The sequence below is a fragment of the Pseudoxanthomonas helianthi genome (genome assembly GCF_017939625.1).
In the GTDB taxonomy this organism is placed as follows: domain Bacteria; phylum Pseudomonadota; class Gammaproteobacteria; order Xanthomonadales; family Xanthomonadaceae; genus Pseudoxanthomonas_A; species Pseudoxanthomonas_A helianthi.
This window is the reverse complement of the sequence record NZ_JAGKTC010000001.1, coordinates 981,979-996,408: the sequence shown is the minus strand read 5'-3', so window position 1 is coordinate 996,408 and position 14,430 is coordinate 981,979. Positions and strand designations below refer to the sequence as shown.

Here is a 14,430-nt window from a genome sequence, read left to right as displayed (position 1 = left end):
TTGCCGGATTCGCCGGCCGCCCCCATCTTGCTGAACGCCATGGCCCTGCTTCCGATCCTCGAATTCCCCGACCCCCGGCTGCGCACCGTCGCCGCGCCGGTGGACGCCGCCCGCATCGCCGAGCCGGGCTTCCAGCGCCTGCTCGACGATATGTTCGAGACCATGTACGAAGCCCCCGGCATCGGCCTGGCCGCGAGCCAGGTCGACGTGCACCAGCGGTTCATGGTCATAGACGTCAGCGAGGAAAAGGACGGGCCAATGGTGTTCATCAACCCGGAGATCGTCGAAACGGCCGGTGAGACCGTCTACCAGGAAGGCTGCCTTTCGGTGCCGGGGATCTTCGCCGACGTGACCCGCGCCAACGAGATCACCGTGCGCTACCTCGACCGCGAGGGCAAGGCGCAGGAATTGCATGCCGACGGCCTGTTGGCGATCTGCATCCAGCACGAAATGGACCACCTGCTGGGCAAGCTGTTCGTCGATTACCTGTCGCCGCTGAAGCGCGAGATGGTGCGCAAGAAGCTGGCCAAGCAGCGCAAGCACGCGTCCGACGCGGCCTGATCGCGGCGCCTGGCGCCGCCCGCTTTATCGCATGAAGATCGTTTTCGCCGGCACTCCCGAATTCGCCGTTCCCTGCCTGCGCGCGGCCGCGCAGGGCGGTGAGGTCATTGCCGTCTACACGCAGCCCGACCGGCCGGCCGGTCGCGGCCGCGGATTGCAGGCTTCGCCGGTCAAGCTGGCGGCGCAGGAACTCGGCATTTCGGTGTTGCAGCCGGAAACGCTGCGCGACGAAGCCGCGCAGGCGCAGTTGCGCGAACTCGCGCCGGACCTGATGGTCGTCGTCGCCTACGGCCTGATCCTACCGCGCAAGGTGCTGAAGATTCCTCGGCACGGTTGCTGGAACGTCCACGCCTCGCTGCTGCCGCGCTGGCGCGGCGCGGCGCCAATCCAGCGCGCAATCGAGGCCGGCGATGCGGAAACCGGCGTCGACCTGATGCAGATGGAAGCCGGCCTGGATACCGGCCCGGTGCTGCTGCAGCGACGCACGCCCATCGGCGACGCCGAAACCGGCGGGCAGTTACACGACAGGCTTTCAGAGCTCGGCGCCGAAGCCCTGGCCGAAGGTCTGGCCCTGTTGCGCGAAGGCCGGCTCCCGCCCGCACAAGGGCAGCCGGAACAAGGCGTGACCTACGCGCACAAGCTGGACAAGACCGAGGCGAAACTCGACTGGTCGCAGCCGGCCGTGGTGCTGGCGCGCAAGGTGCGCGCGTTCAATCCGTGGCCGGTGGCCGAGGCGCAGGTTGCCGGCGAACGCCTGCGCATCCATGAAGCCGTGGCGCTGCCTTCGGTATTCGTTTCGGAACACGGCCGGATCATCGCCGCCGACAAGCGTGGCATCGACATCGCTTGCGGGGAAGGCGCGCTGCGCTTGCTGCGCGTGCAGCGCGAAGGCGGCAAGCCGGTTTCCGCTGCCGATTACCTCAACGCGCGCCGTGATCTGATTGCGGGGTAGCCGGATGCGTGCCTTCGCTCTTGCCCGTCATCCCAGCGCAAGCCGGGATCCATTTGGCTTTTGTTTTTGCCCTGGCCCCGGCATTGAGGAAAAAACAACGGCAACGGCAAAATGGATCCCAGCTTGCGCTGGGATGACGACTGCGGGGGTGTCGCGATGAACAGCCAAGCCGGCGTCGCCGTCCGCGTGATCGCCGCGAAAGCCGTCGACGCGGTCCTGCGCGGGCGTTCGCTGAAAGCCGAGCTTGCCGCTGCCTTGCCGAAGGTCGGCGACCCCCGCGATCGCGCGCTGGTCGAAGCGATCTGCTTCGCCGCCCTGCGCCAGCGTACGCGCTACGACGCGGCGCTGCGCGCCTGGATGCCCAAGCCGCTGGGTGCGAAGGACGGCGAGTTGCGCGCGCTGTTGCTGGCCGGCTTCGCCCAGGTCGACGAATTGCGCCTGCCAGCGCACGCCGCGTTGTCGGCTACGGTCGAGGCCGCGCGCGTCCTTGGTCGTCCGCACCAGGCCGGCCTGGTCAACGCGCTGTTGCGGCGCGTGCAGCGCGAAGGCGTGCCGGCGGCCGACCCGTCCGCGGCATGGCCGGCCTGGTTGCGCGAACGCATCGCGGTCGACTGGCCGCAGCATGCCGAGGCGATCTTCGCCGCCAGCGCGCAGCCCGCGCCGTTGTGGTTGCGGGTGAACCGGCAACGGATTTCGCACCACGACTACGTGCGGAAACTGGGCGAAGCCGGCATCGTCTTCTCCATAGATGGGGCCTTGTCCGATGCGATCCGCGTCGACGAACCGCTCGCCATCGCCGACCTGCCCGGTTTCGCCGAAGGCGAGGTGTCGGTGCAGGACGCGTCGGCGCAACTGGTCGCCGATGCACTGGCCCCGGCGACCGGCGCCCGCGTGCTCGACGCCTGTGCCGCCCCCGGCGGCAAGACCGCGCACCTGCTGGAACGCGACCCGAGCCTGCGCGTGCTGGCCCTGGATGTCGATGCGCGCCGGCTGAAGCGCGTGGCCGAAACCCTGCAGCGGGTCGGCGCCGAGGGGCGCTTGCAAGCGGCGGATGCAGCGGACACTGCAGCGTGGTGGGATGGCGAACCCTTCGACGCGATCCTGCTCGACGCGCCGTGTTCGGCCACCGGCATCGTGCGCCGCCAGCCCGACGTGCTGTTGCATCGTCGCCCGGCCGACATCGATGCGCTGGTCGCGCTGCAGGCGCGGCTGCTCGACGCGCTGTGGGCCACCCTGAAGCCCGGCGGCGTGCTGTTGTATGCGACCTGTTCGATCCTGAAGGACGAAAACCAACATCAGGTCGAAGCCTTCCTCGCCCGCACCGACGATGCGCAGACCGAGCCGCTGGAAAAACGCTATGGCCATGCGTGCGGTCCCGGTCGCCAATGCTTGCCTGGCGAAGGCGGGCGCGACGGATTCTTCTACGCGCGGTTGCGCAAGCGGGCCTGATCGGCTCATTTTTACGCGGTATTGCCGCGCACGCCGTTAAACTCGGCGAATGATGGATCGTGCGTCAAGCGCCCTCAGGACGGCGCAGGTCGGGTTGAAGTTCGCGAGCGTCGCGGCCGGCGGCTTGCTCGTGTTCGACGGAGGTCTGTATCCGTTCGCTGTTGGCCTGTTGCTCGCCACGATCGCGCAGGGTGTCGCGCAGGCTTCGACGCCGCGCGGCCAGTCCGTCGCGGTGCCGCCATGTGTGACCGGGACGCTGCTGTTGGCGCTGGCGATCATCGCCCTGGCCGCGATTTCCGCCGCGCTGCATGGCCGGGAGGCGGATTCACTCGACCATGTCGCGCGCCTGTTGCTGATTCCATGGTGCGCCTGGCTGGCCCACGGCATGCGCTTGCCGCGCGTCGCCGTGTGGTACGGCGCGATGCTTGGCCTGTTGGTCGCGGTGGGTGTCGCGGGATGGCAAATCCATGCCGGCGAACTGCGCGCGGGCGGCGGCGGCAACCCCATCGTGTTCGCCAATCTGGTGTCCGGCCTGCTGGCCATTGCGCTGTTCGCGGGACCCCATACGCCAGGCCTGCGCACATGGCCCCAACTGGTCGCGTGGCTGGTGGGCGGGCTGGCCATCATCTGGTCGGGCAGCCGTGGGGCCCTGCTGGTCTGGGCGGCCTTGGGCCTGCTGGCGTGGATGCGACATGGGGACAGCCGTCGTCGTGTCCGCTGGCTGGCCCTGGCGCTGCCGGGTGCGGCCGCCATGCTGGCATTGGTCGGATGGCTTGGATTGCACGCGCCGCTGCGGCTGGAACAGATCGAGCCGAACCTCGTCCGCTTCGCCCACGGCGATCCGGATTCGCCGATCGGCGCGCGTCTGGAGCTGTTGGGCCTGGCCTGGCAAGGCTTCCTCGCGCATCCGTGGTCGGGCGTGGGCATCGAAAACTTCGGCTCCCTGGTGCGCGAACTTCCTGGCTGCCGGACGCCGTCGCCGATGGGCATGTGCGTACTGACGCACGCCCATAACGATTTCGCGGAATGGGCGGCGACGATGGGCTTGCCCGGACTGGCCGGGATCATCGCGCTGTATGGCCTGCCGCTGGCTTGCTTCATCCGCATCATCCGGCGGACCACGGGCGTGCCGGGCGCTTCGGCGCAGGCGTCCTGGGCCGGGGTGGCGCTGGTCGGCGTTTACTTGGGCTCCGGCTTGTCGCAGTCGATTTTCGCCCACGCGGCGACCGCAAGTGCGTACGCGGTGTTCGTCGGATTGCTGCTTGGCGTCGCCCTGCACGAAGGCGTCAGTCCGGCGCCCTGCGCGAAGCAGGACGCAGCAGGACCCTGATCCCGCGCTAAGCCGCTCCTGCGCCACGCTGCCGACGAATTTCCGAGGCGCGACCTCTATCATGGTCGCCATGACGAATTCGCCCAGCGCCATGCCTCGACGCACCCCCGAACAAACCCGCGAACTGTTCTGGCTGCTGGCCTTCGCCCTGCTGGTGATCGGTGCCGGGTTGGGCCTGCGCGCGCCGTGGCCGGCAGACGAGCCGCGTTTCGTGCTGGTGGCCAAGCAGATGTGGGAATCCGGCGACTGGCTGTTCCCGCATCGCGGCCACGAACTTTATCCGGACAAACCGCCGCTGTATTTCTGGCTGATCGGTGCCTGCTATGCGGTCGTGCGCCACTGGAACGTCGCCTTCCTGATCCCGTCGCTGCTGGCCGCGCTGGGTACGCTGTGGCTGACCTACGATCTGGGCCGGCGCCTGTGGAATCATCGTGCCGGCCTGTGGGCGGCGGGCGCGGTGCTGTGTGCGTTCCAGTTCGTCTACCAGGCCAAGCGCGCGCAGATCGATCCGACCGTGGTGTTCTTCATCACCCTGGGCGTATACGGCCTGCTGCGGCATACGCTGCTCGGGCCGAGCTGGCGCTGGTATTGGCTGGGCTGTTTCGCCGCGGGCCTGGGTGTGATCAGCAAGGGGGTCGGTTTTCTCGCCCTGCTGGTCTTGCTGCCGTACGCACTGATGCGCTGGCGCGGCTGGAGCGGATTAAGCGAACCGGCACCGCGCGGCGTGGGGCGCTGGACGCTCGGCGCGCTGGCTTTCCTCGCGGCGATCGCGTTGTGGTTCGTGCCGATGCTGCTGACCGCGCTGCACGACGGCGATCCGGAGCACCGTGCCTATCTGCATGAACTGCTGTTCCGGCAGACCGCGACGCGTTACACCAACGCGTGGCACCACAACGAGCCGTTCTGGTATTTCGGCGAAGTCATTGCGCTGTTCTGGCTGCCGTTCTCGATCTTCATCCCGTGGCTGCTGAAGCCGTGGCGCGAGGCCTGGCGCTCGCGCGACGCGCGGGTCTGGTTGCCGCTGGCGTGGGTAGTGCTGGTACTGCTGTTCTTCAGTGCCAGTCCGGGCAAGCGCGACATGTACATCCTGCCGGCGCTGCCGATGCTGGCCTTGGCGGCGGCACCGTTCCTGCTCGCGCTTGCCGAGCGGCGTGGAGTGCGGGTGGCCCTGTTCGGCTTCGCGTTGCTGCTGGGGGCGAGCCTGTTCGGCGCGGGCCTGGCTGCGGTGCTGGGCGAGCCGAACTTCGAGCTGAAGTTCGAAGCCGAACGCGGACTGGCCGGTGGGGGCGATGCATTGTGGATCGTGCTCGCCGCGATGGGCGGGTTGGTGCTGCTGGCCGCCGCATGGCTGCGGCTGCGTCGAGCGGTGGCGCTGACCCTGGAGACCGTCGTAGTGCTGTGGCTGGGCTATGGCCTTGTCGTGGCGCCATTGCTCGACGACGAGAATTCCGCGAGCGGGTTGATGCGCCAGGCGCGCGAGTTGGCCGGGCCGGATACGGTCATCGGGCTGGTCGACTGGCGCGAGCAGCAACTGCTGCAGGCGCAGGGAGCGGTCGAGGAATTCGGCTTCAAGGCGGCGCCGGAAACGCAATGGCAGCGCGGCCTCGCATGGCTGCGTGCCCAGCCGCAAGGCCGTGTGCTGCTGGTGCAGGATGCCTCGGTGCCGGCCTGTGTCGAACGCGCCGCGGCGAAGGCGGTAGGTGTCGCCAACCGGCGCAGTTGGTGGCTGGTCGATGCGTCGGCCGTGGGGGGATGCGAGATTCGAAAGGCAGAGGCCGGGGAATGAGTGAGCTGTCGCAAGAAATTCCGTTGTACGTCGTCAATCTCGCCGGATCAGCGGAGCGCAGGGAATCGATGCGCAGGCAGGCGGATGCGCTCGGCCTGCAGTTGAGGTTCTTCGAAGCGGTGAACGGCCGGCAGCCGCATCCGCTGTTCGCGCACGTCAACGCCGACAAGCGCCTGGCGCGCAAGGGTCGGCCTTTCCGGCCCGGCGAGATCGGTTGCTGGGCCAGCCATTACCTGCTGTGGCAGCAATGCGTGGACAGCAAGCGGCCGATGATCGTGCTGGAGGACGACATCGTGATCGAAGCCGATTTCTCCCGCCTGCTGCAAGCGCTGCCTGGGCTGCCGGCGGAAATCGGTTACTTCCGCCTGCATGCCAGCGACGACGCGAGCCGCGAGTGGCTGCGTTTCGGCGACCAGGCATTGCATCGCTACTGGCAGAGCCCGATGCGCACGCTTGGGTACTACTTAGCACCGCGTGCGGCCGAGCGTTTCCTGAGCCACGCCCAGGAATGGACATTGCCAGTGGACGACTACATGGACCTGGCATGGCTTCACGGGGTCGAATGCCTGGGTGTGAAGCCCGGAGTCGTGCGAGATGCTGTATTCGCCTCGACTATCCGCGGCGAGGCGATGCCAAAATCCGAGGTGGGTCTGAAGCGGACCGCGATGCGCGAGGGTTACCGCTTGTGGCTGGATCTTCGGCGTTTTCTGCACGACCTGCCAGCACGGCTGCGCGGCCCGGTCGCCGTCCCGGACCTGAAGCCCGGCGCAACGACTTAATTGGCCTTGCCGCGACGGTGCCCGAGCAGGATGCTGATCGCCCGCTCGCAACGTTTCCACCAGGGCGCGCTGCCGCGCATCGCCAGCGAGGCGTAGCGCTTCATTTCCGCCCGGGGCGGGTTCGGCTTGGTGCGGTATTCGTACTTGCTGTGGTCGACGCAACCGTCGTCCAGCCAGGCACGGTGGGCGTAATAGCGCACGATGCCATGGTTGCGGATGCGGCCCTTGTACAGCGACACCGCGGTGCGCCGGGTCGCCCACCAGCCATTGCTGCCGTGGGTGCGGTATTCGACGCAGCCGGTAGGGAGGTAGTACTTGCGCGCGCCGAGCACGCTGGCCCCGTGCACCACGCAGGCGTCGGCGCACAGCTTCCACTGCTTGCGGAAATCGTCGGGCAGGTCCAGCACCGCATCCGCCCAAGTGCGGCGCAACGAGATCGCGGAGGTCGGCGCGCCGTACCAAGGGATCAGGAAATACGTGCTGATCGCGGTGTAGCCCAGGTCGATGGCGGCGTTGCTGTCCTCGAAGCGGATGTCCTCGTTGTCGACGCCGAAGGTCTGCAGGTCGCTGAACACGAAATCGACGTCGCGACGCGCATCGTAGACCGTGCCGATCTTTTCCAGGTATTCCGGTTTCCAGCGATCGTCCGCGTCGAGGAAACAGACCACGTCGGCGTCGGCTGCCGCGACGCCGCGCTGGAACGCCGCAAGCTGGCCGCCGTTCTCGCCCAGCAGCAGGGTCACGCGCGGGTCGTGGCCATAACGTTCGCGCAGGAATTCCGGCGAGCCGTCCGTGGAGCCGTCGTCGACGATGATCACTTGCGCCGGGGCACGGGTCTGCGCCAGCGCGCTATCCACCGCCTCGGCGACATAGGGACGGTAGTTGTAGTTGGTGACAACGACGGCGAAACGGGTCATGCGACGCGTGCCGCCAGCTTGCCCATGCCCAGCCGCTCGCGGAAATAGGCGATGGTGCGCTTCAGCCCTTCCTCCAGCGGCACGCTCGGCGCCCAACCGCCGAGTTTTTCCTTCGCCAGGGCGATGTCAGGCTGGCGCTGGCGCGGATCGTCGGAAGGCAGCGGTTCGAAACGCAGTTTCGACGTGCCGCCGACCAGCGACAGGATCTTCTCGGCCAGTTCCAGCATCGAATACTCGCCGGGATTGCCGATGTTGACCGGACCGGTGAAACCGGCCTCGGTGTCCATCATCCGCTGCATCGCCTCCACCAGGTCGTCGACATAGCAGAAGCTGCGGGTCTGGCTGCCGTCGCCGTAGATGGTGATGTCCTCGCCCTTCAGCGCCTGCACGATGAAGTTGCTGACCACCCGGCCGTCGTTCGGGTGCATGCGCGGGCCGTAGGTGTTGAAGATGCGCACGACCTTGATGTCCAGGTTGTGCTGGCGCCAGTAGTCGAAGAACAGGGTTTCCGCGCAGCGCTTGCCTTCGTCGTAGCAGGAGCGGATGCCGATCGGGTTGACCCGGCCCCAATAATCCTCGCGCTGCGGATGCACTTCCGGGTCGCCGTAGACCTCGCTGGTCGATGCCTGCAGGATGCGCGCCTTCAGCCGCTTGGCCAGGCCCAGCATGTTGATCGCACCGTGCACGCTGGTCTTGGTGGTCTGCACCGGGTCGTACTGGTAGTGCACCGGCGAGGCGGGGCAGGCCAGGTTGAAAATGCGGTCGACCTCGACGTACAGCGGGAAGGTCACGTCATGGCGCATCAGTTCGAAGCGCGGATGTCCGACCAGGTGGGCGACGTTGTGCTTGCCGCCGGTATAGAAGTTGTCCACGCACAGGACGTCGTGGCCCTGTTCGATCAGGCGGTCGCAGAGGTGCGAGCCGAGGAAACCGGCGCCGCCGGTGACGAGAATGCGGTTCATGCAGGCCTTTGGGGGGAAGTCGCGGGAGGCGACCGTATGCAGTACGTGAAATTCTCCCATTCCCGGCAGTTCGCGTGCCGTGAATCGCGTCGCAGGGCCGGGCCGGTTGTGCGCCGTTCATGCAAGCCCAGCGCGTAACCGGAAATTCGCCGGGCCCGACGCGGGTCAGGCGGGCGGCCTGGGCGTCCGCACCGGCTGCCCATGCTGCAGCAGCCACAGCATCACCGACTTCTGCCGGACGTAGTTGGCGCTGATGAAGGCTTCGAACAGCCCGGGCATGCCGTCGAGGAAGCCGCGACGCAGGACGTAGCTGCGGAAGAACCGCCACCCGGGCGACAGCAGCAGCTTGGCCAGGGATGCGCGCTTGCCATGCGCGTGTTCGTGCTCGGCCATCATCGCCGCATAGCCCTGCTTCTTGTCCAGCATCTGCAGCAGGGAGCGGAACGGGTAGTGCAGCAGGTTGCCGGCCAGCGTGGCGACCGGGCCGTCGACGCTGACCGCCTCGTGGATCTCGCGGTCGCCGCGCCAGCCGCCACGGCGGCGGTCGAACAGCCGCAGCACCCGGTCCGGGTAAGCGGTGCCGTGGCGCAGGAAGCGGCCGAAGTACCACGACATCCGCGCGAAGCGATAGCCCGCGACGTGGGCGAAACCCTTTCCGCGCGCCGCTTCGATCGCCGTGCGCAACGCGTCGTCGACGCGCTCGTCCGCGTCCAGGCACAGCACCCAGTCGTGCCGTGCCTGCTTTACCGCGAAATCCTTCTGGCTGCGGAAGCCGTCGAAGGTCCGCACCAGCACGCGCGCGCCGAGCGATTCGGCGATCTCGCGGGTCGCGTCGGTCGAACCCGAATCGACCACGACGATGTCGTCGCAGAACGCCAGCGAACGCAGGCAGTCGCCGATGCGGTCGGCTTCGTTGTAGGCGATCACGCAGGCCGACAGCGGCGGCACGGATGCGGGAGTGGATTCGGTCAAGCGGCCATCCGGCGATGCGGCGGCGCGATCGCGCCGGGTTGGTGCAATAATCCCGCGCCAATGCCGCGCGGGCAATGCCGCACGGCGTCGATTCCGGAACCCAGATGCCAAAACACTACCTGCTGTACGGATCCGAACGCTACGCGCTGGCGATCCTGCGCCCGCTGCAGGACGCGATCCGCGCGCGCGGGGGCGAAGCGGCGTGGTTCTTCGACGGTCCCGGCGCCGAGGACCTGGTCGAAGGCGAGCGCCTGCTGACCACCACGCAGCAGGTCCGCGACTGGAACCCGATCGCGATCATCACCGGCAGCAACGCGGTACCGCATTTCTTCCCCGGGGTGAAGGTCGAGACCTTCCACGGTTTCGACGCGGGCAAGCCGCGGCACATCTACATCCGCGGCTTCTTCGACCTGTATTGCACCACCGGTCCGCGCGACACCGCGCAGTTCCAGGCCATCGCCGACAAGGTCGGCCACTTCAGCGTGGTGGAGACCGGCTGGCCGAAGATCGATCCCTTCATGCGCGAATTCGGCGGCGAGCTGCGGCCGGTCGGCGACCCGCCGACGATCCTGTACCACTCGACGTTCTCGCCGTCGTGGAGCGCGGCGGAGACGTTGTACGAGGAAGTGAAGCGCCTGTCGCGCAGCGGCGAATGGCGCTGGGTGGTCACCTTCCATCCGAAGATGAATCCGGAAACGACGGCGAAGTTCCGCGCGCTCGAGAACGAATACCTGCGTTTCGCCGACAACGACAACATCCTCGAGCTGTTCGGCGAGGCCGACCTGATGTGCTCGGACACCTCGTCCGCGCTCAACGAGTTCCTGCTGACGCGCAAGCCGGTGGTCACCTTCAAGAACCGCCGGCCCGGCCCGCAACTGATCGACATCGACGACCGGGCGCAGTTCGAGCCGGCGATCCGCCGCGCGCTGTCGCGGCCGCCGGAGCTGATGGCGGCGATCCGCGAATATGCCGATGCGATCCATCCGTACCACGACGGGCGTTCCAGCGAACGCATCCTGCAGGCCATCGACGACTTCATCGCCCGGGGCGCGCGCAACCGCAAGCCCAAGCCGTTCAATTTCTGGCGCAAGATGAAGATCCGCAAGCGCATCGGCTACTGGGGTCGATGATGTAGGGTGGGCACGTCTTGGGTGCCCACCATCATGAAGGTGCAAGAGCGGTGGGCACGAAGAGCGTGCCCACCCTGCGATGGGCGTGATTTACCAGCGCAACCGCCGCCGCGCCAGCGTACGCGACAGTTCCGCGTACAGCGCCTGCGCTTCGGCCAGCGGTACGAACTGCAGGCGTAGCGGCGGCGCGGTGGCGGCATTGGCGCCGGCGGTGTCCAGCCATAGCGATGCGGTGCCGCAGCGCCGGTCCAGCGGGCCGCGTTCCAGCCGCAGCGCCTGCAACTTGTCGAGTTCGGCGAAGCGCCACCAGCACGTCCACCAGCCGCCGCGCACGGCGACCAGCCGGTCGTCGACCGACCAGCCCATGCGCTGCACGCGGCGCCGCGCCTTGAACGCGGCCCACGGCAGCCACAGCAGCGGCAGCAGGCCCCAGGCGCCGAACTGCCAACTCGCGGCCGCCACCGCCAACGGCACCCACACCGCGGTGAACAGGCACAACCGCCACCACTGCCCTGCGCCTACGCCGCGCCACTGCTCGCGCGGCCATTGCGCCTGCGGCAACAGGTGGCGCACCAGCGCGTCGCAGGCTTCCGGCGTGGCGATCGGCGCCAGTTCCTTCAGCGTGCGCTGGTCGTTCTGGCCCTGCTGGGCGACCGCCGTGTCGATGCGCAGGCTGCGCCGTTTCAGCAGCCGGTGCAGCACGCCTTCGTGCAAGGTCCATGCCTGTACGCGCCGCCTTGCCACGCTGGTGCGCAGGCGTGCCAGCAGGCCGCGCTCGACGGTCAGCCGGCGCTGCGCTTCGCTGAGGCGGAAGCCGTAGTACTGCAGCAGGGCCAGCAGCACCGACAGGCCACGCAACAGCAGCATGGCCAGCGCCAGCAGCACGACGACGGCCAACGCGGTGCTGAGCAGGCCCAGGTGCAACTGGCCGATGTAACCGCTGGTCCGTTGCACCAGGCTTTCGATGAAGTTGGCCATCAGCTTGCGCGGAAACAGCTGCCACGCACCGCCGAAGGCCGCCGCGGCGACGATCATGCCGCGGTTCGACACCAGTCCCAGCCGTATCACCTCGCCCAGGGGCAAGCACAGCAGCGTGTCGCTGTCCGGCACGGCCGCCGCGGCGGCATCCGGCGTGGCCGCGGCGACATGGCCGCGCTGGCGCACCTGCTGTTCCAGTGCCAGCGCCTCGTCCAGCCGCAGCACCTGCATCTGCGCTTCGGGTTTGCGCCCGCCCGCCGATTCCAGCCGCACTTCGGCCACGCCGAACAGCCGATGCAGCAACGACTGGTGCACCACGACGTTATGGATGCGAGCGAACGGAATCTCGCGCAGGCTGCGGTGCAGCCAGCCGTCGCGGATGCTCAGCACGTCGCTGCCGATCCGGTAGCGGTAGGTGAAATAGCGCAGCAGCGAGGTCGCGGCGAGCACGCCGACGGCGATCAGCGGCGCCAAGTTCGTCCACCACGGGCCGTCGTCGTTGGCGCGCTGGCCGAAGAACAGCAACGCGATCAGCGGCAGGATGAACTGCTTCAGTTGCTGGATCAGCACGAACAGCCACGACCACGGATGCAGCCGGCGTTCGGGGGCAGGCTCCGCGCGGGTTTCGTTCACAGCGCGTCGCCGTCCTGGTCGAGCTGGCGCGCCAGGCGGTCGCGCAGCGCTTCGGCGTCGGCGTCGTCCAGCCCGGACACACTGACCGCGGCCATGCGCGTGCCGGCGGTGTGGACCACCAGGGTCGCCAGGTTCGAAGCGCGTTCCAGCGGCCCGCGCTTCAGGTCGAGGTGCTGCACGCGCGAGATCGGCACGCGGGTATCGGTCTGCCACAGGCGGCCGCGTTGCAGGGCGAAACCGTCCTCATCCAGCTTCCAGCGCGTGCGCCGGTGCCGCCTCCAGCCCAGCCGTGCGCCGAACGCCGCGCCGACGACGCCCGCGAGTGGCGCAAGCCATAGCGGCGAAGCGATGTGGGTCAATATCGTCAGCGGCACCGACAGTCCGGCGGCAGGCAGCGCCAGGCCCAGGGCCGTCCACAAGGCCTCGTACTTGGCTCCGCGCAGCGGCAGCGACTGCCAACCATCGCTCGCATCGACGGATTCCGCGGCAGGTTGCAGCGCCTCGTTCGACATCAGTAATTGCCCGCCATGATTTCCTTGAACGTGTTGTAGTCCTGCACGTAGTCCCGTCCGCCCTGGTAATCGCGCAGGCGCGCCTGCAGCCGCTTCTGGGTGCGATTGCGCGCCTTGTCGTTCATTTCGGCGCTGGCCAGTTTCTCCAGCGCCTTCTGCTGGAAGGAAACGGCCTGGTCGAACTGCCGGTTGGCGGCATACGCGGCGGCCACGGTATCGAGTTCGCCGTAAGCCAGCGTGTCCTGGTTCTTGACCATGAAGCCGACCAGTTGCAGCGCCTTGGCCGGGTCGCGCTGCGCGGCGATCGGGCAGGTCGCCCAGGTCCAGACCTGTTCGTTGCGCGCGCTCTTGACGCCCGCTTCCTCGGCGCGGGCCTGCCAGTCGGCGGCCTGGCGGCAGTCCTGCGGCAAGCCGCCGGCGCCCTCGAAATAGAAGCCGCCCAAAGCCGCCATCGCCTGCGGATTCGCCGCGGCGGCGGCGCGTTGCAGGTGTACGGCGGCGCGGGCCAGCTGCGCATCGGTGAACTGCTTCGGATCGGCCATCAGGTGCTGGAACACGAACCAAGCGGCGTCGCTGTTGCCGCCTTCGCTGGCCTGCTCCAGCAGCTTCCAGCCGCGCGGCTCGTCCTTCGGCGCCGCCTGCGGCAGGCTGCCGCTGACCAGCAGGGTGCCCAAGGCCATCTGCGCGAAGTTGTCGCCGGCTTCCGCCTTCACGCCGAGGGCCTGCACGCGCGTCCTGTAGGTGGCTTCGTAGTCGGGCCAGCTTTCGTTGAGGCGCGCCCGCGCGGCCGGGTCGTCGATGAAGGGCTGTTCCAGCGTGACCAGGTTCGGCGCAGGCTCGTCCTTGCCGAGGAAGCGTTCCAGCAGATAACCCAGCATCGCGTTTTCGCTCAGCGAGGAGCTGCGGATCTGCTGCTGGATTACCGCCGATTCGTCGGCGATCAGGGTTTCCGGCGCCACTTTCCAGCCGCCGTCCACGCGAAAGAATTCGGCCCCGAACTGGAACTGCCGTCCGGTCGGCGGCGCAACCTCTCCGATGGCGTGGTCGTTGCCGAGCAGGGTGACATGGCTCAGCGAAGGCAGGCTTTCGCCTTCGTCCGGAGCGCTCACGCCATACCAGCTGCGCCCGTAACACAGCCGGGCCACCGCTTGGCTGTCGAGCGCTTTCAGCGCGTCGGGCTGCTGGGTGGCGCGCAATGCGTAAACCACCACGCGGTCGGCGATCGGCAGCCGGCGCAGTTGTTCCACCGAGGCGTACAGGGCGCTGTCGCGAAGGAAGCCGAAATGGACGAGGCTCGACTCGGCCAGCAGGTCCGCACTGCGCGGATCGTTCTTGCTGCTCAGTTCCGCGTAATGGTCCCAGACGCGGCTGACCGCGTTGAGTTCGCGGTCGTCGTCCGCCGCCATCGCCGGCAACGCCATCGCCAGCAGGCACCACAGCATCCATCCACGCATGTCCTTTCCCCTTGT

At 67.9% G+C, this 14,430-nt stretch carries 13 protein-coding genes; 7 read left to right on the top strand and 6 right to left on the bottom strand.

All coding sequences use genetic code 11. The features are described from left to right. Window positions 1-39: 39 nt before the first annotated feature. From def to J5837_RS04475, 6 genes are all read left to right on the top strand, one after another. Window positions 40-561 (top strand): peptide deformylase, encoded by a 522-nt coding sequence (gene def / locus J5837_RS04500; RefSeq protein WP_210535509.1) that lies wholly within the window; start codon window positions 40-42, stop codon window positions 559-561. A gap of 31 nt (window positions 562-592) precedes the next feature. Beyond that, entirely contained in the window at window positions 593-1,513 is a 921-nt protein-coding gene (gene fmt, locus J5837_RS04495; protein ID WP_210535508.1) for a methionyl-tRNA formyltransferase, read from the top strand. A gap of 156 nt (window positions 1,514-1,669) precedes the next feature. Then, a complete protein-coding gene (gene rsmB, locus J5837_RS04490; protein WP_210535507.1) occupies window positions 1,670-2,962 on the top strand; it encodes a 16S rRNA (cytosine(967)-C(5))-methyltransferase RsmB in 1,293 nt (430 codons plus the stop codon). Window positions 2,963-3,056: 94 nt separating this feature from the next. Beyond that, window positions 3,057-4,292, top strand: coding sequence for an O-antigen ligase family protein (locus J5837_RS04485; protein WP_210535506.1), 1,236 nt, complete (start codon window positions 3,057-3,059; stop codon window positions 4,290-4,292). A gap of 91 nt (window positions 4,293-4,383) precedes the next feature. Then, the gene (locus J5837_RS04480; protein WP_210535505.1) at window positions 4,384-6,078 is read left to right on the top strand and encodes an ArnT family glycosyltransferase; all 1,695 of its coding nucleotides are present in this window, start codon (window positions 4,384-4,386) and stop codon (window positions 6,076-6,078) included. Further along, entirely contained in the window at window positions 6,075-6,857 is a 783-nt protein-coding gene (locus J5837_RS04475) for a glycosyltransferase family 25 protein (protein WP_210535504.1), read from the top strand. Before J5837_RS04480 ends, J5837_RS04475 begins: the two co-directional genes overlap by 4 nt. On the opposite strand, the gene J5837_RS04470 is transcribed toward J5837_RS04475, so the two are convergent. From J5837_RS04470 to J5837_RS04460, 3 genes are all read right to left on the bottom strand, one after another. After that, window positions 6,854-7,774 carry a glycosyltransferase family 2 protein gene (locus J5837_RS04470; protein ID WP_210535503.1) on the bottom strand — a complete coding sequence of 307 codons (921 nt, stop codon included), beginning with the start codon at window positions 7,772-7,774 and terminating at the stop codon, window positions 6,854-6,856. The genes J5837_RS04475 and J5837_RS04470 overlap by 4 nt on opposite strands. Then, the gene (locus tag J5837_RS04465; protein ID WP_210535502.1) at window positions 7,771-8,736 is read right to left on the bottom strand and encodes a UDP-glucuronic acid decarboxylase family protein; all 966 of its coding nucleotides are present in this window, start codon (window positions 8,734-8,736) and stop codon (window positions 7,771-7,773) included. The genes J5837_RS04470 and J5837_RS04465 overlap by 4 nt, the downstream gene beginning before the upstream one ends. A 165-nt stretch (window positions 8,737-8,901) precedes the next feature. Then, window positions 8,902-9,708: a glycosyltransferase family 2 protein gene (locus J5837_RS04460; RefSeq protein ID WP_210535501.1), complete on the bottom strand. Its 807-nt coding sequence runs from the start codon at window positions 9,706-9,708 to the stop codon at window positions 8,902-8,904. Between the two features lie 104 nt (window positions 9,709-9,812). Between J5837_RS04460 and J5837_RS04455 the strand changes: the two genes are divergently transcribed. After that, entirely contained in the window at window positions 9,813-10,838 is a 1,026-nt protein-coding gene (locus J5837_RS04455; RefSeq protein ID WP_210535500.1) for a CDP-glycerol glycerophosphotransferase family protein, read from the top strand. A 90-nt stretch (window positions 10,839-10,928) separates the two neighbouring features. Here the strand turns inward: J5837_RS04455 and J5837_RS04450 are convergent, their stop codons facing one another. Genes J5837_RS04450 through J5837_RS04440 form a run of 3 tightly spaced genes read right to left on the bottom strand, consistent with a single transcriptional unit; the run spans window position 10,929 to window position 14,415 of the window. Further along, a complete protein-coding gene (locus J5837_RS04450) occupies window positions 10,929-12,449 on the bottom strand; it encodes a PH domain-containing protein (RefSeq protein WP_210535499.1) in 1,521 nt (506 codons plus the stop codon). After that, complete coding sequence (locus tag J5837_RS04445; RefSeq protein ID WP_210535498.1) at window positions 12,446-12,961, bottom strand: PH domain-containing protein; 516 nt, start codon at window positions 12,959-12,961, stop codon at window positions 12,446-12,448. Before J5837_RS04445 ends, J5837_RS04450 begins: the two co-directional genes overlap by 4 nt. Continuing rightward, window positions 12,961-14,415 (bottom strand): sel1 repeat family protein, encoded by a 1,455-nt coding sequence (locus J5837_RS04440; RefSeq protein ID WP_210535497.1) that lies wholly within the window; start codon window positions 14,413-14,415, stop codon window positions 12,961-12,963. The genes J5837_RS04445 and J5837_RS04440 overlap by 1 nt, the downstream gene beginning before the upstream one ends. Between the last annotated feature and the right edge of the window lie 15 nt (window positions 14,416-14,430).

What these genes read in the sequence shown, in the direction of transcription:
- J5837_RS04445 (WP_210535498.1), bottom strand. Translation starts at nt 12,961, where the DNA reads ATGTCGAACGAGGCGCTGCAACCTGCCGCGGAATCCGTCGATGCGAGC.
- J5837_RS04440 (WP_210535497.1), bottom strand. Translation starts at nt 14,415, where the DNA reads ATGCGTGGATGGATGCTGTGGTGCCTGCTGGCGATGGCGTTGCCGGCG.
- fmt (WP_210535508.1), top strand. Translation starts at nt 593, where the DNA reads ATGAAGATCGTTTTCGCCGGCACTCCCGAATTCGCCGTTCCCTGCCTG.
- J5837_RS04470 (WP_210535503.1), bottom strand. Translation starts at nt 7,774, where the DNA reads ATGACCCGTTTCGCCGTCGTTGTCACCAACTACAACTACCGTCCCTAT.
- J5837_RS04475 (WP_210535504.1), top strand. Translation starts at nt 6,075, where the DNA reads ATGAGTGAGCTGTCGCAAGAAATTCCGTTGTACGTCGTCAATCTCGCC.
- J5837_RS04465 (WP_210535502.1), bottom strand. Translation starts at nt 8,736, where the DNA reads ATGAACCGCATTCTCGTCACCGGCGGCGCCGGTTTCCTCGGCTCGCAC.
- J5837_RS04455 (WP_210535500.1), top strand. Translation starts at nt 9,813, where the DNA reads ATGCCAAAACACTACCTGCTGTACGGATCCGAACGCTACGCGCTGGCG.
- J5837_RS04480 (WP_210535505.1), top strand. Translation starts at nt 4,384, where the DNA reads ATGCCTCGACGCACCCCCGAACAAACCCGCGAACTGTTCTGGCTGCTG.
- def (WP_210535509.1), top strand. Translation starts at nt 40, where the DNA reads ATGGCCCTGCTTCCGATCCTCGAATTCCCCGACCCCCGGCTGCGCACC.
- rsmB (WP_210535507.1), top strand. Translation starts at nt 1,670, where the DNA reads ATGAACAGCCAAGCCGGCGTCGCCGTCCGCGTGATCGCCGCGAAAGCC.